This window comes from uncultured Sphingomonas sp. (assembly GCF_964244235.1).
GTDB lineage: Bacteria > Pseudomonadota > Alphaproteobacteria > Sphingomonadales > Sphingomonadaceae > Sphingomonas.
The window spans coordinates 1-20,218 of record NZ_CAXTII010000049.1; the positions used below are offsets into that span (position 1 = coordinate 1).

The following is a 20,218-nucleotide window of genomic DNA, read 5'->3' on the forward strand; positions in this document are numbered from 1 at the left end:
GGCGTCAGCCCGGCGCAGATCGCGCTCGCCTGGCTGCTGGCGCAAGGGCCCGACATCGTGCCGATCCCCGGATCGAAACGCCGCGTCACGCTGGAGGACAGCATGAAGGCGGTCGATGTCGCGCTGTCGGCGGACGACCTGGCCGAACTGGACCGCGCCTCGAAGGGAAAGACCGCTGGCCCGCGCTACGGCGAGCGCGCGATGGCGATGACGCGGCTGTAACTGTCTGTTCCCCGGCGAAGGCCGATCCCTCAATCGACCCCGTGCATCAGCCGGCGGAGCAACGGCGAGATCGCCAGCAGCAGCACCCCCGCCCCGATCGTCAGCTCGCCGCCCGTCATAAATGAGTGCAGATAGGTATGGAGCGCGAGTTCGGGGTTGGTGACCTGCCCTCCGACCGTCTGCACCGAAGCACCCTGTGCCGCCGCGCCCGCCAGATACTCACCGACCGACATCGACAGGAACCATACTCCCATCATCATGCCGACGATCCGCGCGATCGATAGCTTGGTGATCATCGACAGCCCGACCGGCGAGATGCACAATTCGGCGATCGAGTGCAGGAAATAGGTAAGTACCAGCCACCATAGCGATACGCGGAACGCCTCGTTCGCGGTCGACCCGCTATACGCCAGCACCACGAAGCCGAGCCCGACCAGCAACAGCGCGATCCCGAACTTCACCTGGATCGACGGCTCCAGTCCCCGCTTCGCCAGGCTGATCCAGCACCAGCTCAGCACCGGTGCGAAGGCGACCACGAAGATCGGGTTGAACTGCTGGGTCGCCGCCGCCGACATCGTGAAGCCGAAGATCGACAGCGTCGTATTACGGTCCGCGAACAGCGTCAGCGACGACGCCGCCTGTTCGAACAAGGTCCAGAAGGTGACGTTGAAGACGACGAGGATGATCGCCGCGACCATCATCTGAAATTCGACCTTGTCGCCGACTCTCGCCGCCCAGATCGGAATGCCGATGACCGCCGCGAGGAAGACGACGAAGAGCACTTTCCCGAGGAACGGCGTCGCCGCGACGTAGCCGGCGAATCCGCTGCCCGCCGCCGCAGCGGGTGCGGTCATGACGTTGTGGAAGACCAGCCAGAAGATCGCGACCGACGCGAGCGACAGCAGGTAGATCAGCGGCGCGCGATCGCGTCCGGTCTGCACCGGCGGTTCGCCATAGCCGTCGAGCCGCCCGCCGTCGAACTGCGCGGTCGCCCACCCGACCAGCAGCACCGCCGACACGATCAGGAACCCCGCCCACCAGCCGAACAGGTTGACGAGAAGAGGACAGAAGATCTGTCCGAGCACCGAGCCGATATTGATCCCCGCATAGAAGATCGTGAACCCCGCATCGCGACGTCGGTCGCCCTTGGCGTACAGCGCGCCGACGATGGTCGAGATATTGGGTTTGAAGAAGCCGTTACCGATCACGATGAAACTCAGCGCGAACAGAAGCAACCCGGTATAGAAGGGCGGACGATCCGCACCCGCGGAGAAAGACGTCGTCGCCACCGTCCGCGACACCGATCCGGCGGGGGTCAGCAGCTGCACCGATCCATCGGGCAGGCCGTGGATCGTCAGCGTCTGCCCGTTCAGGGCGATCGTCTGCGGCGCGGCGCTGGTACCCATGACGGTCTCCGCAGCCGCCTGCGACACGACGTAGCGCGTCCCGTCGATTGTCGCATAGGGCGCACCCTGCGGCCCGCCGAAACACAGCATCAGATACCCGGCCGCCATCACCAGCGCGCCGAACTTCACCGCCCGCTTGGAACCCAGATACCGGTCCGCGAGCAACCCGCCGACGACCGGCGTCAGATAGACGAGGCTGAGATAGCCGCCGACGATCCCGTTCGCTTCATGATCCGCCATCAGGAAATGCTTGGTGAGGTAAATGACCAGCACCGCGCGCATGCCGTAGAAGCCGAACCGCTCCCACATCTCGATCGTGAACAGCCGCGACAACTGGCGGGGATGACCCAGCCAGGTCTGCTCCGACAGCATTTCGACGTGACTGATGTCCGGCTCGGCCGGGCTGTCGGCGGTCGGCGTATCGACCATGAATGGCAACTCCCTGAAACACTTGGTGCCGTCGATCGCGGCGCTGGTCGGCCGCGACCCTAACGACAAAGCGCGCCCTGTAAATATCGCGGACGGACGCCTAAGTCCCCCACCATGCTGAACGACGCCACCTCCCCGCTCTCGCTCCTCGCCACCCGCCGCTCGGGGAAGCCGCGCGACCTGGGCGATCCGGGACCTGACGACGCGCAGCTGGACGCGATGCTGGCGATCGCGGCGCGGACGCCCGATCACGGCAAACTCGCGCCGTGGCGCTTCCTCATCGTGCCGATGGACCGGCGCGCCACGCTGGCGGACAAGCTGATCGCCGCATTCCGCGCGGAGCGTCCCGCCGCGGGGCCGGGAGAGATCGAGGCCGTCGCCCAATTCGCGCGGCAGGCACCCGCCTTGGTCGTCGTCCTCGCCTCGCCCAAACCCGACAGCCATATCCCGCTCTGGGAGCAGGATCTGTCCGCCGGCGCGGCGTGCATGAACCTGCTACACGCCGCGCACGCGATGGGGTTCGCGGGCGGCTGGCTGACCGGCTGGGCGGCGTTCAGCGATACGGTGCGCGACCTGTTCGGGCGGAACCCCGAACGGATCGTCGGATTCGTCTTTATCGGCACCCCCTCACGGCCGCTCGACGAACGGCCGCGGCCCGATATGGAACGGCTGGTCAGTCGCTGGATGGGTTGAGACTCGACCTTTCGCCCAATTGCTGTATTAAGACGGCATGACAGCGCTCAGCAACGAGGACAGCCCGGTCTATATCCGGCTGCGCGCCACGATCGCGGCCGGGATACTCCGCGGCGACTATGCGGCCGGCGACCAGCTCCCCTCGGTGCGCGCCTTCGCTGCCGAACATGGCGCGAACCCGCTGACGGTCGCCAAGGCGTATCAGAGCTTCCAGGACGACGGCTATGTCGAGGTCCGTCGCGGCGTCGGCATGTTCGTCCTGCCCGGCGCGGTCGAGGCGCTGCGCGTGGCGGAACGCGCGTCGTTCGTCGATACGCAGTGGCCGCGGATCAGGGGGTATATCGATTTGCTGGGGCTGGATGTGGCGGATCTGCTGGAGCGCGAGGGGGTTTAGGCGCGCGATTTGACCGGCCCTTTAATTTCGTCACCCCGGTGACGGTATCAGCGGCGGCTCGAACACCCCCAACGCCCCAACCTCCTCCGCCGTCAGCGCGATCCCGAACAGCAACCCAAGCCGCATCCGGTACACCCGCGGGTCGACGATCTCGCCCTCGCTCACATCCCCACCCGCGACCCGCCGATACGCGCGGTCGGTCAGCGATGCGAAGCCATGCGGCAGGACGATGCTGACGATCGCGTGCTGCCGGAAACGGCTGTCCGCTGCGGTTGACGTCCAATGGTTCGCCAGCATCAGGTCCGCGTCGAACACCGGCGCCAGCGTGAAGCTGTATTGCCGGCGATACCCGGCCCCGGTCTCGCGCCCATCGGTCGTTGCGGGATTACCGTCACGCCACAGCATCCAGCCATCGCCCTCGTCGCGCGCCAGCCGGAAGCGTGCGCCATCGGGCGCATCCGCCTCCGCACCGTCCAGCAGGGGCATCACTGGCGCATAGCTGCCGCCGAACCCCGCATCCGCGATCCAGTCCGTGCCGTCGATCGTGACCAGTGTGAAAATATGCGTCTGCGGCGGCACGTCGTCGCGCCCCAGCCAGACCCGCGCGAGCAGCGGTCGGGCGTCGAAGCCCAGCGCCGCCAGCGCATCGAGGAACAGCCGGTTCTGCTCGAAACAATAGCCGCCGCGCCGCGCCGTCACCAATTTGGCGAATACGCTGGCGCTGTCGATCGCGATCGGTCGGCCGAGGCGCACGTCGAGGCTTTCAAACGGGATCGCCATCCGGTGCGCCTGCTGCAACCGCTGGAGCCCGAACGAATCGAGCGTCGGCCGCGCCGGCATCGCGACGCGCGCCAGATAAGCATCGAGGGCGAAGCTCACGCCGCGAACAATTCCGGCTCCACCGCGTACAGGACCTCGGCGCTCGCGGTCGCCGCGGCCACCAGCCCCATCGCCTCGGGCACGATCTGGTCGAGATAGAAGCGCACTGCCGCCGCCTTCATCCGCCCGAACGCGCTGTCGTCGACGAACCGCGCCTGGCGCTCCATCAGCCAGCCGCAGGTCGCGACCGACAGCATCGTCAGGAACGGATAGCTTGCCGCCAGCCTGTCGTCCGCCTCCGCGGTCGCCAGCCGTCGACCGATGCCCTCGCATGCATCCACCAACGCCAGCAGCGCGACGTCCTTCGCCTCGGCGCGGATGTCGGCGATCAGCGCGGCGAAGACCGCACCGTTCTCCATCGACAATTTGCGCCCGACGAGATCCGCTGCCTGGATACCATTGGTGCCTTCGTAGATCGGCGTGATCCGCGCATCGCGGAAATACTGCGCCGCACCCGTCTCCTCGACATAGCCCATGCCGCCATGGATCTGGATGCCGATCGACGCGACCTCGTTGCCCAGATCGGTGCCGTGCGCCTTGGCCAGCGGCGTGACGAGTTCGAGTCGCCCCTTCGCCACGGCATCTCCCAGGCCGGCGCGGTCGACCTGCCCCGCGGCGTAATAGACCAAAGCGCGCGCCGCCTGCGTCTGCGCCTTCATCCGCATCAGCATGCGGCGAACGTCGGGATGCTCGACGATCTTCACGGACTCCTTGTTGGGCGACCCCGCACGCGCCGACTGCACGCGGTCCAGCGCATAGGCAACCGCGCCCTGCGTCGCGCCCTCCGCGACCTGCACGCCTTGCAGGCCGACGTTCAGCCGCGCATTGTTCATCATCGTGAACATCGCGCGTATCCCGCCATGTTCGGCGCCGATCAGCTCCCCGATGCAATCGTCGTGATCGCCAAAGCTCAGCACGCAGGTCGGTGACGCGTGCAGGCCCATCTTGTGCTCGATCGACACCACCCGGACATCGTTGAAGTCGCCCGGCACGCCATTTTCGGTCAATCGGTATTTCGGCACCAGAAACAACGAGATACCGCGTGTTCCCGCGGGCGCATCGGGGGTCCGTGCCAGCACGAGATGGACGATGTTGGCCGCCATGTCGTGATCGCCGAACGAGATGTAGATCTTGGTTCCCTTGATCGACCATTTCCCGTCGCCCAGCGGCTTCGCGGTTGCACGCAGCGCCCCGACATCGCTGCCCGCCTGCGGTTCGGTCAGGTTCATCGTCCCCGTCCATTCCCCGGTCGCGAGTCTGGGCAGGTACAGCGCCTGCTGTTCGGGGCTACCGTGATGCGCCAGCGCCTCGATCGCACCCACGGTCAGCGTCGGACAAAGCGCGAAGCCCATGTTCGCCGAGCCGAGCGTGTCCAGCACCGCCGTCTGGATCGCGAAGGGCAGCCCCTGGCCACCGAATTCCTCGGGCACGCCGATCGTGCCCCAGCCGCCCTCGACATAATCCTTGTACGCCGCCGCGAACCCGTCGGGCATCACGACGCCGTCGGGCGTCCATTTCGCCCCGACCGTATCGCCGATCCGGTTGAGCGGCGCCCATTCCCCCGCCGCGAACGCCCCGACGCCGTCCAGCACCGCTTCCACCACGTCGTCGCTCGCCGCCGCGAACCGCTCGGTCGCCGCCAGTTGCTCGATGTCGACGACATGGCGCAGCAGGAAACGCTGTTCTTCGGTCGCGGGGGTGAAGGCCATGGCGCGCATCCTCTTTATAGCTCGGTATGCAGGGCGCTATAGCGCTGCACGATGGCGTGTCCAAACCCACAGGTCCGGCCATATGGCCCGGCGGTGATCCAGGATGCCGCGGCATCGATCCTGGCGGGCGAAATCGTCGCAGTGCCGACCGAGACGGTCTATGGCCTGGCGGCGGACGCCACGGATGCGGAAGCGGTCGCGGCGATCTATACGGCGAAGGGACGACCGAGCTTCAACCCGCTGATCGTGCATGTGCTCGATCTGGTCGCGGCCGAGCGGATCGCGGTATTCGACGACGATGCGCGGGTTCTGGCGGCGGCGTTCTGGCCCGGGCCGTTGACGCTGGTGCTGCCGTTGCGCGCGGAAGCAGGGATCGCATCGCTCGTGACCGCGGGGCTGGAGACGGTCGCGATCCGCGTGCCGGCGGGGCGAGCGGTACGCGACCTGCTGGCTGCGTGCGGGCGTCCCCTCGCCGCACCGTCGGCCAATGCGAGCAATGGCATCAGCCCGACCATTGCGGCGCACGTCGCCGCGAGCCTGGGTGACGCGGTGCCGCTGATCGTCGATGACGGCGCATGCGCGGCGGGGGTAGAGTCCACGATCGTCCTCGGGCGGATGATCCTGCGACCGGGGCCGGTGACGGCGGAGATGCTGGCCTTCCTGTTCCCCGACCCTTGCCCCCTCCCCGGCGAAGGCCGGGGCCCAGTCGCCAAGGACCTGATAACGGCGCAACCGGCAGATCACGATGGTCCGGCAATTGGGCCCCGGCCTTCGCCGGGGAGGGGTTCGGGGGTGAACGCGCCGGGCCAGCTCGCGAGCCACTATGCGCCCCGCAAACCGCTGCGACTGAACGCAACAAGCGCAGAAGCAGACGAATGGCTGATCGGCTACGGCGCGATTGCCGGCGACGAAAGCCTCGGCACCACCCCGCCCGAAGCCGCCGCGAACCTCTTCGCCGTGCTCCACCGCGCCGACGCCGCGGCCGCCGCCCGCATCGCCGTCGCGCCGATCCCCGAATACGGCATCGGCTTGGCGATCAACGATCGCCTGCGCCGTGCCGCACACCGTTAGGCCGCCACCGCCCGCGACCGCGCCGCGAAGCTCTTGCGCAGTTTCTGCAGCTTGGGCGGGATCACCGCCATGCAATAGGGATTCGACCGGCCCGACGTTTCCCAATAATCCTGGTGATAGCCCTCGGCCGGAAACCACTCGGCCATCGGCTCGATCGTGGTGACGATCGGCTTGGCTGACTGCACCCGAGCACGTTCCTTCGCCGCGGTCATTGCCGCCGCCTGCGCCTCGTCCGCCGGAAACATCGCCGAACGATACTGCGTCCCGACATCGTTGCCCTGCCGGTTCAGCTGCGTCGCATCATGCGTCGCAAGGAAGATGTCGAGCAGATCGCCCAGGTCCAGTTGCGCTGGATCGAAACCGATCCTGATCGCCTCCGCATGGCCGGTATCGCCGCCGCATACCTGCTTGTAGGTCGGATTGTCGACATGACCGCCGATATATCCGCTCTCGACGCTTTCGACGCCGATCACATCCCTGAACACCGCCTCCGTGCACCAGAAACAGCCGCCCGCCAGTGTCGCATAGTCGGTCATCGATCGTCTCCTGAACTTTCCCTGCAGATAGGAAGCCGCTAGGTCGCGCGCAAAGGGTAGGATGAACGCATGATCGACGGCGCGGTGATGGTGACGGGGGGGGCAGGCTATATCGGCAGCCATGCGGTGCTGGCGCTGCTCGATGCGGAGTACCGCGTGGTGGTCGTCGACAATCTGGTCACCGGGTTCGCCTGGGCGGTCGATCCCCGCGCCACGTTGGTGGAGGCGGATGTCGCGGACGACCGGGTGCGCGACATCATCCGCGATCACGCCGTCAAGGCGATCGTGCATTTCGCCGGATCGGTCGTGGTGCCGGAATCGGTCGTCGATCCGCTCAAATATTACCGCAACAATACCGCGGCGACTCGCGCATTGATCGAAAGCGCGGTGGTGACGGGCGTTGCTCATTTCATCTTCTCCTCGACCGCGGCGACCTACGGCACGCCGGCCAGGGTGCCGGTCGCGGAGGGCGATCCGACGGTGCCGATCAATCCCTACGGCATGTCGAAGTTGATGAGCGAGGCGATGCTGAAGGACGTCGCCACGGCGCACCCGATGAACTTCTGCGCGCTGCGCTATTTCAACGTGGCGGGCGCCGACCCCGCCGGACGCAGCGGCCAGTCGACGGTGGGCGCCACGCACCTCATCAAGATCGCGGTCGAGGCGGCGACGGGCAAGCGCGGGCATGTCGGCGTGTTCGGCACCGATTTCGACACGCCCGACGGCACCGGCGTGCGCGACTATATCCATGTCTCCGACCTGGCCGCCGCGCATGTCGCCGCGCTCGACCTGCTCGTCGCACAGCCGGCGGAAAGCCATATCTTCAATTGCGGCTATGGCCGGGGTTTCTCGGTGAACGAAGTGCTCGACGCGGTCGACCGGGTTACGAACCTGACGATCGATCGCCGCTACGAAGGCCGCCGCGCCGGCGATCCTGCGGCCTTGATCGCCGATAACGGCGCGATCCTCGCGGCGCTGGACTGGCGGCCCGAGCGCGACGATCTCGATCTCATCGTCCGCGACGCGCTGGCATGGGAGCGGGTGCTTGCCCAACGGAACCGCTAACGGTTCCGTGCATGCACCCGCGCGGTCGCCCACCACCAGCCGAGCGCCCATAATGTTCCGAAGCTCCATCCGGCCATCACGTCGGATGGCCAATGGACGCCCAGATACACCCGGCTGCACCCGATCGCTGCGACCAGCAGCACCGCGATGCCGACGATATAGCGGTGTACCGCACGGTCGTCCGTCAGGCGCGTCGCAAGCGCGGCCAGCGTCATGTAGACGATCGCGCTGCCCGCCGCATGGCCGCTGGGAAAGCTGGCGTGCGCGGCGGGAACGAGATGGGGCACCAACGTCGGTCGCGGACGGGCGATATCGATCTTGACCAGGCTGACCACCGCCCCGCCCGATGCGCAGGCGATCATCGTGACGATCGCCGTCCGCGCCCGCCCGGTGACAAGCAACAGGCCGGCGACGACCGCGACCAGGATGGCAAGCACCGGCGGGCTGCCCAACGCGGTCACGTCGATCGCCAGCGACGGCAACCATGCCGGCCCGCCCCAGGCGCGCAGGCCCGTGATGATCCTGCGGTCGAACGCGAACGGCCAATGATCGACCGCGAGCCCGACGGCGAGGACCAGCGCGATCGCCGCCGCGGCGATCCCCGCACCCGCCAATACCGGCGGCAGCCGACGCGCCGTCATCAGTCGGCGAACAGCAGCACCGGCGTCTCCAGGTGACGCTTGAGCGCCTGGACATAGCTCGCCGCATCCCAGCCATCGACGACGCGGTGATCGCAGCTGATCGACAGGTTCATCAGCTTCGCGCGGCGGATGTCGTCGCCCCCCCCCTCTTTCTTGGCGAATACGGGGCGCTCGACGATCTTGTTCGGACCGATGATCGCGACCTCGGGCCGATTGATCACCGGCGTCGTCGCGATCCCGCCGAGCGGGCCGAGCGAGGTGACGGTGATCGTGCCGCCGCCCATCTCGTCGGGCTTCAGCTTGTTCGCGCGCGCCGCCTCGGCCAGCCGCCCGATCTCGGTCGCGAGCTGCCAGACGTTGCGGTCCTGCGCATCACGGATCACCGGGACGGTCAACCCCGCGTCGGTCTGCGTCGCCATGCCGAGGTGCACACGGCCCGATCGAGTCACGACGCCCGCCTCGTCGTCATAGCGTGCGTTGAGCATCGGGAATTCCGGCAACGAACGGCAGATCGCGACGATCAGCAACGGCAGCATCGTCAGCTTCGGCCGCGCGCCCCTGTTCGCGTTCAAATCGCCGCGCATAGCCTCCAGCGCGGTGACGTCGATTTCGTCGACATAGGTGAAATGCGGGATCGCGCGCTTCGACGCGGCCATGTTCTCGGCGATGCGGCGGCGGATGCCGACGACCTTGACCTGCTCGTCGGCGCGGGCGCGGCTGGCGTGGGGCGGGTGATAGCCTTCGCCCGAGCCGTAGCGGAGATAGGCGTCGAGGTCGGAATGGCGAACGCGGTCGGAGTCGGTCTTTACCGACGCGAGGTCGATCCCGAGGTCCTTTGCCCGCGCGCGAACCGCGGGGGAGGCGAGGGCGAGGGTAGGAGAGGAGGAACCCTCTTCTTCCCCCCTCCCGCTTGCGAGAGGGGCCGGGGGTGGGCGGTCGGCCGCGCTTCCACCGGGATTGCCCGCCGATAGCGAGCGCCCACCCCCGGCCCAGTTCTGGGTCGCCTCTGCCGCCGGCAGAGGCGACCCAGAAGTCGCAGGCGGGAGGGGAGTATCGCTGGCGACATCCTCCACCCCCGGGTTCTCCGCCTCATACTGCTCCGCCGTCCCGGCCTGCGCACCGGTCTCCGGCACCGCGACGACCTCGGCCGGGACCTCCGCCGCGTCCGTCTCGATGACCACCAGCGCCGAACCGATCGACACCTGGTCGCCGACCGCACCCGCCAGTTCGACGACGATGCCCGAGACCGGCGACTCCATCTCGACCGTCGCCTTGTCGGTCATCATGTCGGCGATGTTCTGGTCTTCCTCGACACGGTCCCCGACAGAAACATGCCACGCGACGATCTCCGCCTCGGCGATGCCTTCGCCGATGTCCGGCAGCTTGAAGGTGAAACGGGGCATTAGGCGTCCCTCATGATCTTCTTGAGCGCCTCGCCGATGCGGACGGGGCCGGGGAAATAGGCCCATTCGAGGCTGTGCGGATACGGCGTATCGAACCCCGTCACGCGCTCGATCGGTGCCTCGAGATGGTAGAAGCAGCGTTCCTGCACCAATGCGGACAGCTCCGCGCCGAAGCCGCCGGTCCGCGTCGCCTCGTGGACGATCATGCAGCGCCCGGTCTTCTTCACCGACGCCTCGATCGTCTCGATGTCGAGCGGCACCAGCGTGCGCAGATCGAGGATCTCGGCATCCACGCCCGTGTCCGCGACGACCTGCGTGCAGACATGCACCATCGTGCCGTAGCACAGGATGGTCAGCGCCTGGCCGGGCCGCACGACGTTGGCCTTGCCCAGGTCGATCTTGTAATAGCCGGTCGGCACCTCACCCGCGGGATGTTTCGACCAATTCTCCGCCGGGCGATCCCAATGGCCGTTAAAGGGACCGTTGTAGATGCGCTTGGGTTCGAAAAAGAGCGTCGGGTCATTGTCCTCGATCGCCGCGATCAGCAGGCCCTTGGCATCGTAAGGCGTCGAGGGAATGACGGTCTTGATCCCCGAGACATGGGTGAAGATTCCCTCGGGCGACTGGCTGTGCGTTTGGCCACCGAAGATGCCGCCACCGAACGGCGATCGCACCGTAATCGGAGAGGTGAACTCGCCCGCCGAACGATAGCGCAGGCGTGCCGCCTCGCTGACCAACTGGTCGAGCGCGGGGTAGATGTAATCGGCGAACTGGATCTCCGGCACCGGCCGCAGTCCATAGGCCCCCATCCCCACCGCCACGCCGATGATGCCGCATTCCGTGATCGGCGTGTCGAACACGCGGGTCTTGCCGAACTTCGCCTGAAGGCCCGCGGTCGCGCGGAACACGCCGCCGAAATAGCCGACGTCCTCCCCCATCACGATGACCGCGGGGTCGCGCTCCATCATGACCTCCATGGCGGAGTTGATCGCCTGGATCATGGTCATGCGGGTGGTGCTCAAATTCCCTCTCCCTTTGGGAGAGGGAGGGAGCAGCGAAGCTGCGGAAGGGTGAGGGCAGGCCAGCCACAAGAACTGTCCTCACCCTTCCCACTTGGCTTCGCCAAGCGGGCCCCTTCCCTCTCCCGGCGGGAGAGGGATATTAGAACATCACCCATCACGTCCGATCCCATGGCCGGCCGCTCGCGGTCTCTTCCGCCATCATCTGCGCCTGCTGCTCGCGCAAATGCCAGGGCATCTCCTCGAACACGCCGTCGAACAGCGTGTCGAGCGGCTGATGGAGGCCGTGACCGAGGATGCCGTTCTTCTCGGCTTCCTTCTGTGCGGCCTTCACCTGGTCGGCGAGATCCTTGTCCTGCGCGGCATGGCGGTCCTCGTCCCATTCGCCGACCGCGATGAGATGCTCCTTCAGCCGACGGATCGGATCGCCGAGCGGCCACGCGTTGGGCTCACCCTCCGATCGGTACTGGCCGGGATCGTCCGAGGTCGAATGCCCCTCCGCGCGGTAGGTGAAATGCTCGATCAGCGTCGGTCCATGGTTGGTCCGCGCGCGCTCCGCCGCCCAGGCGGTCGCAGCGTACACCGCCAGCGCGTCGTTGCCGTCGATGCGCAGGCCGGCAATCCCATAGCCGATCGCGCGCGCCGCGAAGGTCGTTGCCTCCGCGCCGGCGAACCCTGAAAAGCTCGATATCGCCCATTGGTTGTTGACGACGTTGAGGATCACCGGCGCGCGGTACACGCTGGCGAAGGTACAGGCGGAATGGAAATCGCCCTCCGCGGTCGAACCCTCGCCGCACCATACCGCGGCGATCCTCGTGTCGCCCTTCGCCGCCGATGCCATCGCCCAACCGACCGCCTGCGGATATTGCGTGGCGAGATTGCCCGAGATCGAAAAGAAGCTTGCGTCCTTCACCGAATACATGATCGGCAATTGCTTGCCCTGCAACCGGTCACCCTTGTTCGAATAGATCTGGTTCATCATGTCGATCAGCGACCAGTTCCGCGCGATCAGCAGCCCCTGCTGACGGTAGGAAGGGAAGCACATATCGTCGTAGTCGAGCGCATAGGCCGCCGCGACCGCGACCGCTTCCTCGCCCGTGGCCTTCATGTAGAAGCTCGTCTTGCCCTGGCGCTGGGCACGGAACATCCGCTCGTCGAACGCGCGGGTCAACGCCATGCTGCGCAGCATCCGCCGCAGCAGATCGGGAGACAGTCGGGGGTTCCATGCGCCGACCGCATGGCCATCCTCCCCGAGCACGCGCACCAGGCCATAAGACAGCTCGACGAATGTCGACGCCGCCGCCGCGGTATCGGGGCGACGCGCGGCATCGACCGGAGGGACCGCGACCGAGGCGAAATCGACGGTGTCCCCGGGGCGGAATTTGGGTTCGGGCACATGGAGCGACAGCGGCTGTAGATTGGCGCGCGGAATATCGCTGGCCATATTTCTCTCTCCGTCGGCGGACATCATGCCCATCATACCCGTCTGCCGCCCGCCTTTGCGCCGTTGTAACAAGATTTCAAGAGCGCGATCGCAGCGGCGCTCTTCTTCCTCATTCCACCGTTTGTTCGATCGCCCCGAAGATCGGATGATGCCGGTCATCCTCCGCCCAGATCTTCACCACGTCGCCGCGCTTCAGGAACGGCGTCGCCGGCTTGCCGCTGGCGATGGTCTCGATCGTCCGCAATTCGGCGAGGCAGGAATACCCGACGCCGCCGTCCGCAATCGTCTTGCCCGGTCCGCCGTCCGTGCCGCGATTGGAGACCGTCCCCGAGCCGACGATCGTCCCGGCACCGAGCGCGCGGGTCTTCGCGGCATGCGCGATCAGCGTGCCGAAATCGAACGTCATGTCCTGCCCCGCTTCGGCGCGACCGAAGGGCTGGCCGTTGAGATCGACCTTCAGGACGCGGTGCAGCTTGCCGTCCCGCCACCAGTCGCCCAGCGATCCGGGCGTGACGAACACCGGCGAAAAGGCGCTCGCAGGCTTGGACTGGAAGAAGCCGAAGCCCTTGCCGAGTTCGCCCGGGATGAGATTGCGCAAGCTGACGTCGTTGGTCAGCCCGACCAGCCGGATCGCGTCCAGCGCCGCCTCGCGGCTCGCGCCCATCGGTACGTCGCCGGTTACGACGACGACCTCGCCCTCCAGATCGCAACCCCAGGCTTCGTCCGCGAGCGGTATCGGATCGCGCGGGGCCAGGAACCCGTCCGACCCACCCTGGTACATCAGCGGATCGTGCCAGAAGCTGTCGGGCATCTCCGCGGCACGCGCCTGCCGGACGAGTGCGACATGGTTCACATAGGCCGAACCGTCCGCCCATTGATACGCCCGCGGCAGGGGCGATGCGGCGGCATGTTCGTGGAACCGCCGCATCGGGATCATCTCGTGCGCCAGATCGGTCGCGAGATTTTCGAGCGCCGGCGACAGATGGTCCCAATCGTCGAGCGCGGCCTGCAGCGTGGGCGCGATATGCGCGGCGTCCGCGCACCAGGCGAGATCGTTGGAGACGACGACAAGTGCGCCGTCGCGCCCCTTTTTGAGGCTGGCCAGTTTCATATGCGTCGATCCTCTTCCCGTTTTCCGGGGTAGTAGCCGCACCACGCTCGCCATCCCAGCGAAAGCTGGATTTCGCACGGCATATGGTCGCCCTGTCGCCAGCGACATGGCACGACCTTGACATTTCGCGCCCGATCCTGCATCTGCCGGCAATCGAGACGTAATGCAGCGTGATCGGAAGAGCGGCAAATGCCGCGTCCAGGCTCCCCCTCGGTCGTTATCAACAGGCTTCCCTTTTCACGCGGGGTGTCAACCACCACCGCCACCCGTGCGTCGATCTGCGATCGGACGGGTTCGGCATAGTCGAAAGCATTTTGCATGCCTTTTTCCGAACTCGGCCTCGCCGAACCGCTCGTCCGCGCGCTCCAGGCGAAGGGGTATGAAACCCCGACGCCGATCCAGCGCGATTCCATCCCCATCCTGCTCGAGGGCCGCGACCTGCTCGGCATCGCGCAGACCGGCACCGGCAAGACCGCGGCATTCGTGCTGCCGTCGATCCAGCGCCTCGTCGGATCGCAGAAGCGGATCCTGCCGACGCATTGCCGGATGCTCGTCCTCGCCCCCACCCGCGAACTCGCCGGCCAGATCGCCGAAAGCGCGCGCGATTACGGGAAATTCTCCAGGATGTCGGTCGCGACCGTGTTCGGCGGCACCAGCATCAACAAGAACCGCCAGGACGTCAGCCGCGGCGTCGATATCCTCGTCGCCACGCCGGGCCGCCTGATCGACCTGGTCGAGCAGGGGTTCCTGAACCTGTCGACGATCGAGATCCTGGTGCTGGACGAGGCCGACCAGATGCTCGACCTCGGTTTCATCCATGCGCTGCGCAAGATCGTCCGCATGCTGCCGCGCAAGCGCCAGACGCTGTTCTTCTCGGCGACGATGCCCGTCGCGATCCGCGAACTGGCGGACCAGTTCCTGCACGAACCCGCGACCGTATCGGTCAAGCCCGCCGCGACCACCGCGGAGCGCGTCGACCAGTATGTCACCTTCGTCAACCAGGCGGAGAAGCAGGCGCTGCTGACGATCGTCCTTGGCGGCGAGGGCGTCGACCGCGCGCTGGTCTTCACCCGCACCAAGCATGGTGCCGACCGCGTCGTGAAGCTGCTGGCGGGCAACGGCATCGCCGCCAACGCGATCCACGGCAACAAGAGCCAGCCGCAGCGGGAGCGCGCGCTCGCCGCGTTCAAGTCGGGTCAGGTGCCGATCCTGGTCGCGACCGACATCGCCGCGCGCGGGATCGACGTATCGGGCGTCAGCCACGTCGTGAACTTCGAACTGCCCAATGTGGCGGAGCAATATGTCCACCGCATCGGCCGGACCGCGCGTGCGGGGGCCAGCGGGACCGCGATATCCTTCTGCGCCGAGGACGAGCGGCCCTATCTGCGCGACATCGAGAAGGTGACGCGCCAGAAGATCGCGGTCGAGGCGCTGCCGGAGGATTTCATGGCGCAGGCGAACAGGATCAAGGCGACCCGGGTGCAGGCGATCGGCAACGACCCCGCCCCGCGCGAGGATCGCCCCCGCCAGCAGCGCGGACCGGCACGGCCGCGCGCGACGCATTCGCCGAGCCCGACGGGAAACAATACCGGCCGCAACTATGCGAACGCCAGCCGCGGCGGCGGTCAAGGCGGCGGACAGGGTCGCGGCGCATCGGGCGGCGGTCAGGGCCGCGGGCGTAGCGGCCAGGGCGGCAGCCGCGGCGGATCGTCCGCCGCGCGCTGATCGCCCCGGGAAGCCGCTAGCGACCCGAGACCAACGCCACGATCGGTGCGACGAAGCCGTCCGCGATCGGCAGCGAGGCATCGCTGTAGGTCGCGGCGTTCGCCGCCCGGTCGTCGCTGCCGACATGCTTCAGCACGTGGTTCGCATCCTCCACGAGCACGAGATGCGCGCGCGGGTCCGCTGCCGCCAAACGCCTGGCATCCGCGACCGAAACCTGGATATCGCGCGTCCCCTGGAGGATCAGCACCGGCCCACGATAGGCCGCGATCAGCATCGCCGGGTCATAGCCGAGCGCGCTTCGCCAATAGGTCGCGAGTTGCGACGGGAAAAGCCGGGCGATCGGCGGTGGCGTGGCGGGATCGACCGGGCGCCCCGCCGCCGCGGCCGCGATCGCTGCGTCGAGCGTCGGTAACAGCGGAGCAGCCCCGGGATTGACCGCAATCTGTTCGCGCAGCACCACGCCCAGCGGCCGACCCGCGGCAGATACGAGGATCAGCCCGCAGATATCGGTCGCATCCTGCCCGGCGACCAGCGCGACCAGCCCACCCTCGCTATGCCCCAGCACCCAGATGCACGGCGCGCCGGTGCGTGTGCGGATGACCTTCGCCCAGGCGTGAACGTCGGCGGCATAGTCCGCCATGGTGACATGATTGGCATCGGGGATTGCGGCCTTGCTGCCGAACATCCCACGCTTGTCGATGCGCACGCTCGCCACGCCCTGCGCGGCCAACGCTTCCGCGAGCAGACGATAGGGCGCGGCCGTAATCCCCAATGAATTGTTGCCGTCGCGGTCGGTGGGCCCCGATCCGGGGACGATGAGGACGACCGGCCGCCCTGTGCCCTCGCCAAGCAGCATCCCGGCCAGCGGCCCGTTAGGTCCTGGTGCCTCGACCGGAATACCCGCCGCCCCGGTCGCCAGCGCCGCCGCCATCGCCAATCCCCACATCGTCACGCCCCCCTGATCGTCAGCCATTCCGCTTTATCGGCGCGCGCACTCCGAGTCCGGTTTGCCGGTTCGGCGACATCCTCAAACCCGATCGCCACGCCGCAGAAGAGCATCCGCTCCGCCGGCGTCGCAATCACCGAACCCACCGTATCGGGATACATCGCCCAGCATTCCTGCGGACAGGTCGCGAGCCCCGCATCCACCGCGAGCAGCATCAAATTCTGCAGATACATCCCCAGGTCCGCCCATTGCGGTGGCCCCATGCCGCGATCGACCGTGACGAAATAGGCCGCGGGCGCGCCGAAGAACTGGAAATTGCGCGCGAACCAGGCGCGGCGACCGTCGCGATCGTCGCGCGGGATGCCGATATGCGCATACATCGCCTCGCCGATCGCGGCGCGGCGCTCCTTGTAAGGGGCGGCGAGCGCCGGCGGGTAGGCCGCATAGGCCGCGGTCTCGATTTCGCCGCGCGCCAGCTTGCCCGCCATCGTCGCCTTCAGTCTGGCGAGCGCGTCGCCGATGACGATGTCGACATGCCAGGGCTGGAGATTGCCTCCCGTCGCCGCGCGTGCGGCGCGGATGGCGAGCGACTCCAGCGTTTCGCGCGGGACCGGCCGGTCGAGGAACCCGCGGACCGAGCGCCGGGTGGCGATGGCGTGTCCGACGTCCATGCCGGTCAATCCGCGAATCGGGGCAGGCGTTTTTCCATGTTCGCCATCACCGCCTCGCGCTGGTTGGGGGTGCGGATGATGGCCATCTGTTCGTCGCTTTCCGCCTGAAGCAGCGTATCGCCATCGGCATCCGCGGCAAGCGTAAACAGCCGCTTCGCGGCGCGGATCGCGTGCGGGTTACGCCCTGCGATCACGGCCGCGAGCGCCATGGCCTCGGCATGGGGATCGTCGGCGATGCGGGTCACGAAGCCGTGGCGCAGGGCCTCGTCCGCGTCGAACTCGCGCGCGGTATAGGTCAGTTCACGCAGCACGTCGTCGCGCGCCAGCGTCCGCCACAGCGCGACCCCCGCCATGTCCGGCACCAGCCCCCAATGCGTCTCGCGGATCGCAAAACGCGTGCCCGGCGCGGCAACGCGGATATCCGCGCCGGACATGATCTGAAAACCCCCGCCGAACGCGACGCCGTGGACCGCAGCGATCACCGGCATCGGCAGCGTCCGCCACCCCCGGGCGATATGCTGCATGAGGTTCGCGGAGCCATGCGTACGCTCGCCCAGCGCGTTCCCCGATCCGCCGCTTTGCATTGATGCCATGTCGAGCCCGGCGCAAAATGCCCGCCCCTCGCCCGACAGCACGACACAGCGTACATCCCTCATCCCTGCCAGTCGCTCGATCGCACCGGCGATGCCGTCGACCAGCGCGGCGTCAAGCGCGTTCATCTTGTCCGCGCGCGCCAGCCGGACATCCGCGACATGATCGGCAACCGCGATCGTCACGTATTCGGTCATGGCGCGCATCCTCTCGTCGTTATCCCGCCGACCTATCGCTCGCCGCCCCGTTCCGCAATGTTGCACGCGGTGCCCCCTCGTGTAGAGCGCCACGCGATGGCGGGTTTCGATCTCAAGCGCTTCATGGGCGGCAAAATGGGCGGTCATGCCGGGCTGCTCGGCATCGGCTATCACGATCAGGGCGATGGCTGGGTCGAACTCGCCTTGCCCTATGACGCCGCGCAGATCGGCGACCCGTCGCGCGGCGTCATCGCATCCGGCCCGATCCTGACGCTGATGGACATGGCGACCAGCATGTCGGTGTGGGTCAAGCGCGGGACCTTCGCACCGCAGGCGACGCTGGACCTGCGCGTCGACTATCTGCGCCCCGCGACGCCGGGGAAGACCGTGATCGGTCGCGGCGAGTGCATCCGCCTGACCCGGTCGATCGCGTTCGTGCGCGGCCAGGCGCATGACGGCGACCCGGCCGATCCGCTCGCGCATGTCGCAGGCACCTTCATGGTGCTCGACGCATGACCGCCGCGCTGCCGCCCTATGCCGAACTGCTCGGCCTGAGCGTCGAGACCGATGACGACGGGACGCCGGTACTGGTCATGCCGTTCCGCGACGAGGTCCTCGGCCGGCCCGGTTTCCTGCACGGCGGTGCCATCGGCGGGCTGCTGGAAATGGCGGCGATCGCGGCGCTTCGACATGCGCTGGCGGATGACGGGGCTACGGAGCCGGGGGCCCGGATCAAGCCGGTCAACGTCACCGTCGATTACATGCGCGGCGGGCGCGACAAGCCCACCTGCGGCATGGGCATCGTCACCCGGCTCGGCACCCGCGTCGCCAATGTCGAGGCGATCGCCTGGCAGGACGACCGCACCAAACCGATCGCCGCGGCGCGGATGAATTACCTGATCGTGCGGGAGTGATCCGTTGCGTACCGCAAATGTACATTTGATCTGCGGATCGACCGGTGCCGGCAAGACGACCGATGCGATACGGCTCGCCGATGAACTCGGCGCACTGCGCTTTTCCATCGACGAATGGATGACCGCGCTGTTCCGGATGGACTCGCCGCAGCCGATCGATCCAGAATGGGCGATCGCCCGGGTCGAGCGCGCCAGCGCGATGATCTGGCGCACCGCGGCCGATGCCGCGCATCGCGGCGTGCCGTCGGTCCTGGAAATCGGGCTCACGACACGCGAAGCGCGTACACGATCAGCCGAGCGCGCGGCCGCGGAAGGACTGGCCGTTCGATTGCATTTCCTCGATGTCCTGCCGGACGAGCGTTGGGCGCGTGCGGCTGAGCGCAATACGCGGCTCGGCGAGGAAACGCAGCTCGGCTTCGCGATCACCCGCGAGATGTTCGATTTTGTCGAGGCGATGTGGGAAGCGCCCGATGCCGGCGAGATGGCAATGATGAACGGCGTGCGCGTTGCCTATCCGTTCACGCGTTATGGTACCCTGCCCGGGATGATCGAAAACTGAGCCAGGACGCTGTCCACGACAAGAAGCTCGGGCCGATCTACGTTGCGCGCATAACTTTGTTGAAGACCGTCATTGATCGAGGCGATCGCATCGTTCCGCTTGAGCCAGGAATGACGGTCACCGCCGACATTCGCATCGGGCGTCGGTCTATCATGAGCTACCTGATGAGCCCGATCAATCAAGCAAGGCTCGAAGCGGGAAGAGAACGATGATTGCACGGCTAAAAGGCTTGACGCTGTTACCGCGATCTCGCCGAGTCAATCAGCTGGAAACGGTCAGCGGTAGAACTGACGGCCTTTCCTCTGAGCACTGTGAGGACAAGGTCGCTCGTAGTCCAGCGTTCAAGACTGCTTTCCGCAGGGTAGCGGTTTTATACGCGTTGGCCGGGCTGTTTACGGCTTGGAGCCATCCTTCACAAGCAGCGAAACCGGCTCCTCACGGCCTTGGCCTGACGATACGCTACGGGTATAAATATGGCGAACCGTATCGGCCAACAAGCGAGCAACGCCGCTTATGCGGTCTTGTAGCCGATAGAACGAACGATCGTGCCCCACGGCGTGGTGTAGCTTCGCCGGTGTGATCACGGCGATCTC

At 67.0% G+C, this 20,218-nt stretch carries 24 protein-coding genes; 10 read left to right on the plus strand and 14 right to left on the minus strand.

The genetic code is table 11. The features are described 5' to 3' along the window. Positions 1-222 (plus strand): aldo/keto reductase (locus ACFE7D_RS09350; protein WP_375395155.1); only part of this gene is annotated, 222 nt, incomplete at its 5' end. 29 nt (positions 223-251) lie between these two features. On the opposite strand, the gene ACFE7D_RS09355 is transcribed toward ACFE7D_RS09350, so the two are convergent. Next, positions 252-2,057 carry a peptide MFS transporter gene (locus ACFE7D_RS09355; RefSeq protein WP_375395156.1) on the minus strand — a complete coding sequence of 602 codons (1,806 nt, stop codon included), beginning with the start codon at positions 2,055-2,057 and terminating at the stop codon, positions 252-254. 114 nt (positions 2,058-2,171) lie between these two features. Between ACFE7D_RS09355 and ACFE7D_RS09360 the strand changes: the two genes are divergently transcribed. Next, positions 2,172-2,750, plus strand: a complete 579-nt coding sequence (locus ACFE7D_RS09360; protein WP_375395157.1) for a nitroreductase — start codon at positions 2,172-2,174, stop codon at positions 2,748-2,750. A 37-nt stretch (positions 2,751-2,787) separates the two neighbouring features. Continuing rightward, positions 2,788-3,144, plus strand: coding sequence for a GntR family transcriptional regulator (locus tag ACFE7D_RS09365; RefSeq protein ID WP_375395158.1), 357 nt, complete (start codon positions 2,788-2,790; stop codon positions 3,142-3,144). 30 nt (positions 3,145-3,174) lie between these two features. Here the strand turns inward: ACFE7D_RS09365 and ACFE7D_RS09370 are convergent, their stop codons facing one another. Continuing rightward, a complete protein-coding gene (locus ACFE7D_RS09370; RefSeq protein WP_375395178.1) occupies positions 3,175-3,984 on the minus strand; it encodes an arylamine N-acetyltransferase in 810 nt (269 codons plus the stop codon). Positions 3,985-4,019: 35 nt separating this feature from the next. After that, positions 4,020-5,732, minus strand: coding sequence for an acyl-CoA dehydrogenase (locus tag ACFE7D_RS09375; RefSeq protein WP_375395159.1), 1,713 nt, complete (start codon positions 5,730-5,732; stop codon positions 4,020-4,022). 51 nt (positions 5,733-5,783) lie between these two features. Here ACFE7D_RS09375 and ACFE7D_RS09380 point away from each other — a divergent pair, with 51 nt between their 5' ends. Continuing rightward, complete coding sequence (locus ACFE7D_RS09380) at positions 5,784-6,803, plus strand: L-threonylcarbamoyladenylate synthase (protein WP_375395160.1); 1,020 nt, start codon at positions 5,784-5,786, stop codon at positions 6,801-6,803. Here ACFE7D_RS09380 and msrA read toward each other — a convergent pair. Beyond that, a complete protein-coding gene (gene msrA, locus ACFE7D_RS09385; protein WP_375395161.1) occupies positions 6,800-7,339 on the minus strand; it encodes a peptide-methionine (S)-S-oxide reductase MsrA in 540 nt (179 codons plus the stop codon). The two genes, ACFE7D_RS09380 and msrA, sit on opposite strands and share 4 nt — an antisense overlap. Before the next feature lie 69 nt (positions 7,340-7,408). Between msrA and galE the strand changes: the two genes are divergently transcribed. Beyond that, entirely contained in the window at positions 7,409-8,404 is a 996-nt protein-coding gene (gene galE / locus ACFE7D_RS09390) for a UDP-glucose 4-epimerase GalE (RefSeq protein WP_375395162.1), read from the plus strand. Here the strand turns inward: galE and ACFE7D_RS09395 are convergent. The 6 genes from ACFE7D_RS09395 to ACFE7D_RS09420 form a co-directional block, all read right to left on the minus strand. Further along, positions 8,401-9,045, minus strand: coding sequence for a phosphatase PAP2 family protein (locus ACFE7D_RS09395; protein WP_375395163.1), 645 nt, complete (start codon positions 9,043-9,045; stop codon positions 8,401-8,403). The genes galE and ACFE7D_RS09395 overlap by 4 nt on opposite strands. Then, positions 9,045-10,448 (minus strand): dihydrolipoamide acetyltransferase family protein, encoded by a 1,404-nt coding sequence (locus tag ACFE7D_RS09400; protein WP_375395164.1) that lies wholly within the window; start codon positions 10,446-10,448, stop codon positions 9,045-9,047. The genes ACFE7D_RS09395 and ACFE7D_RS09400 overlap by 1 nt, the downstream gene beginning before the upstream one ends. Continuing rightward, positions 10,448-11,455, minus strand: a complete 1,008-nt coding sequence (locus tag ACFE7D_RS09405; RefSeq protein ID WP_375395165.1) for an alpha-ketoacid dehydrogenase subunit beta — start codon at positions 11,453-11,455, stop codon at positions 10,448-10,450. Before ACFE7D_RS09405 ends, ACFE7D_RS09400 begins: the two co-directional genes overlap by 1 nt. A 169-nt stretch (positions 11,456-11,624) precedes the next feature. Beyond that, positions 11,625-12,911, minus strand: a complete 1,287-nt coding sequence (locus ACFE7D_RS09410) for a thiamine pyrophosphate-dependent enzyme (RefSeq protein ID WP_375395166.1) — start codon at positions 12,909-12,911, stop codon at positions 11,625-11,627. A gap of 109 nt (positions 12,912-13,020) precedes the next feature. Continuing rightward, positions 13,021-14,022 (minus strand): fumarylacetoacetate hydrolase family protein, encoded by a 1,002-nt coding sequence (locus ACFE7D_RS09415; protein ID WP_375395167.1) that lies wholly within the window; start codon positions 14,020-14,022, stop codon positions 13,021-13,023. Then, positions 14,019-14,342 carry a hypothetical protein gene (locus ACFE7D_RS09420; protein ID WP_375395168.1) on the minus strand — a complete coding sequence of 108 codons (324 nt, stop codon included), beginning with the start codon at positions 14,340-14,342 and terminating at the stop codon, positions 14,019-14,021. The genes ACFE7D_RS09415 and ACFE7D_RS09420 overlap by 4 nt, the downstream gene beginning before the upstream one ends. On the opposite strand from ACFE7D_RS09420, the gene ACFE7D_RS09425 reads away from it, so the two are divergent. After that, positions 14,341-15,747: a DEAD/DEAH box helicase gene (locus ACFE7D_RS09425; RefSeq protein ID WP_375395169.1), complete on the plus strand. Its 1,407-nt coding sequence runs from the start codon at positions 14,341-14,343 to the stop codon at positions 15,745-15,747. The two genes, ACFE7D_RS09420 and ACFE7D_RS09425, sit on opposite strands and share 2 nt — an antisense overlap. A 16-nt stretch (positions 15,748-15,763) precedes the next feature. Here the strand turns inward: ACFE7D_RS09425 and ACFE7D_RS09430 are convergent, their stop codons facing one another. From ACFE7D_RS09430 to ACFE7D_RS09440, 3 genes are read right to left on the minus strand one after another with little or no spacing between them, the layout of a single operon-like run. Beyond that, positions 15,764-16,720 carry an alpha/beta hydrolase gene (locus ACFE7D_RS09430; protein WP_375395170.1) on the minus strand — a complete coding sequence of 319 codons (957 nt, stop codon included), beginning with the start codon at positions 16,718-16,720 and terminating at the stop codon, positions 15,764-15,766. Beyond that, complete coding sequence (locus ACFE7D_RS09435) at positions 16,696-17,364, minus strand: nitroreductase (RefSeq protein ID WP_375395171.1); 669 nt, start codon at positions 17,362-17,364, stop codon at positions 16,696-16,698. The genes ACFE7D_RS09430 and ACFE7D_RS09435 overlap by 25 nt, the downstream gene beginning before the upstream one ends. A gap of 5 nt (positions 17,365-17,369) precedes the next feature. After that, positions 17,370-18,152: a crotonase/enoyl-CoA hydratase family protein gene (locus ACFE7D_RS09440; RefSeq protein WP_375395172.1), complete on the minus strand. Its 783-nt coding sequence runs from the start codon at positions 18,150-18,152 to the stop codon at positions 17,370-17,372. Between the two features lie 96 nt (positions 18,153-18,248). Between ACFE7D_RS09440 and ACFE7D_RS09445 the strand changes: the two genes are divergently transcribed. The 4 genes from ACFE7D_RS09445 to ACFE7D_RS09460 are packed head-to-tail and all read left to right on the plus strand — an operon-like array spanning position 18,249 to position 19,837. Then, positions 18,249-18,668, plus strand: a complete 420-nt coding sequence (locus ACFE7D_RS09445; protein ID WP_375395173.1) for a PaaI family thioesterase — start codon at positions 18,249-18,251, stop codon at positions 18,666-18,668. Further along, complete coding sequence (locus tag ACFE7D_RS09450; protein WP_375395174.1) at positions 18,665-19,066, plus strand: PaaI family thioesterase; 402 nt, start codon at positions 18,665-18,667, stop codon at positions 19,064-19,066. Before ACFE7D_RS09445 ends, ACFE7D_RS09450 begins: the two co-directional genes overlap by 4 nt. A gap of 4 nt (positions 19,067-19,070) precedes the next feature. Next, positions 19,071-19,625: an AAA family ATPase gene (locus tag ACFE7D_RS09455; protein ID WP_375395175.1), complete on the plus strand. Its 555-nt coding sequence runs from the start codon at positions 19,071-19,073 to the stop codon at positions 19,623-19,625. A gap of 59 nt (positions 19,626-19,684) precedes the next feature. Next, the gene (locus ACFE7D_RS09460) at positions 19,685-19,837 is read left to right on the plus strand and encodes a hypothetical protein (RefSeq protein WP_375395176.1); all 153 of its coding nucleotides are present in this window, start codon (positions 19,685-19,687) and stop codon (positions 19,835-19,837) included. 180 nt (positions 19,838-20,017) lie between these two features. On the opposite strand, the gene ACFE7D_RS09465 is transcribed toward ACFE7D_RS09460, so the two are convergent. Further along, positions 20,018-20,218: hypothetical protein (locus ACFE7D_RS09465; RefSeq protein ID WP_375395177.1), on the minus strand; the 201-nt coding region annotated here is incomplete at its 5' end.